Origin of the sequence: Mesotoga sp. HF07.pep.5.2.highcov, from assembly GCF_003666285.1 — a bacterium.
In the GTDB taxonomy this organism is placed as follows: Bacteria; Thermotogota; Thermotogae; order Petrotogales; family Kosmotogaceae; genus Mesotoga; species Mesotoga prima.
The window spans coordinates 1-1,462 of record NZ_JFHJ01000235.1 but is presented as its reverse complement, the minus strand read 5'-3'; the positions used below and the strand labels follow the sequence as shown (position 1 = coordinate 1,462).

The window sequence follows — 1,462 nt, the reverse complement described above, 5'->3', positions numbered from 1 at the left end:
CCGTTTACTTCCCAGTGCGAAAAGTCGTATCCGATTGAATCAGGTGATACATAAGAAAAAAGAGAGCCTTTTACTTTCCAGCCCGCGCCATCTATGCTGGCGACTCCTTCGGGCAGTGTCGAGGTCTCGACGAGGTACTGTGTCTCCGTCTGGACTGTGTAGCTCTTATCCGAATCGAGGAGCACCGTTCTTGGATTTGAAGTATTTGAATCGTTCCATGACTTGAAAGTATATTTTGTGTCTATACCCGAGACGAAAGAGCTTTCGTCTCTCTCCTGAGCTTTGAACTCTATCGTATGGGAAGTGCCTTCTCTTGCCTGAATAATTCCGGGCGAAGTGTATTCAAGTGAGTCTATGATTATCTTCAGTCCTTCGGGTTCACTTCCAACCGAAAGTGTCCTGAAAGGTATTTCACTGTAAACGGCTTCGATCTTTGTGGGTTTGCTGACTGTAATCACCAGTGGGTTGTCGTTTATCGTCTCCCCGTTGACATTCCAACCGGTGAAGGTGTAGTTCTCGACCTGCGGGGCGGTGAGCGTGAGACTGCTTCCCTTTTCATACCAGCCGCTTCCGGAAATCGTCGCTACCGTTGAACCTACGCTTACAAGGTATTCGCTCTTCATCTGAGCTGTATAGGAGACAGAAGAAGAGAGAACGAGATCCCTGGTCGTTGACGTGTTTCCGTCGTTCCACTTCAAGAAGGTGTATCTGCTGTCTATACCGTCTATTCTATCCGATTCGTCTCTCTCCTGGAGAGCGGTTATTCCGAAACTGTGTGAAGAACCTTCCCAGTCTTCTATAATCGCCGGGGCATTCTTCTTTGCTCCATCTATAAGAATTTCGAGCCCGGCAGGAGAGGTATTCACTGTCAGATTGTACTTTCCAATCTGCCCGTAGACGGCTTCGACTTTCGAAGGCTCACTTACTGTTATACAGAGTTCCTGACTTTCGACTATCTCTCCGTTCACCGTCCAGTTGAGGAAGGAGAAGCCCTCGACCTGCGGGGCGGTGAGCGTGAGACTGCTTCCCTTTTCATACCAGCCGCTTCCGGAAATCGTCGCTACCGTTGAACCTACGCTTACAAGGTATTCGCTCTTCATCTGAGCTGTCAGCGATGCATTTCCCGTTACCGTGATAGTCCGCACTTTCGATGTGTTCCCGTCACTCCATTTCAGGAAGCTGTATCTTGAGTCCACTCCATCAACGTTTGTGCTCTCGTCTCTCTCCTGCGGCGTTACTATCTCAAGCGATACCGTGTCTCCATGATTGACTTCCGTACTTGCCGGTGCTATCTTCTTGACTCCGTTTACTTTCACTTCCAGTCCAGAAGGCTCGGTGTTCACACTCACACTGTATCCCTTGAGAGTATAGATTGCCACTATGTTCTTGGGAGAGTCGTGTGTTATCTCTATACTTCTTCCATCTACCCTGATTCCGTTTACTTCCCAGTGCGAAAAGTCGT

1 protein-coding gene is annotated in these 1,462 nt (G+C 48.8%); it reads right to left on the bottom strand.

The window, feature by feature from the left end:
- Positions 1-1,462, bottom strand: a 1,462-nt coding sequence (locus tag BG32_RS04920; RefSeq protein WP_183084287.1) for an InlB B-repeat-containing protein, incomplete at both ends; no start/stop codon positions are given.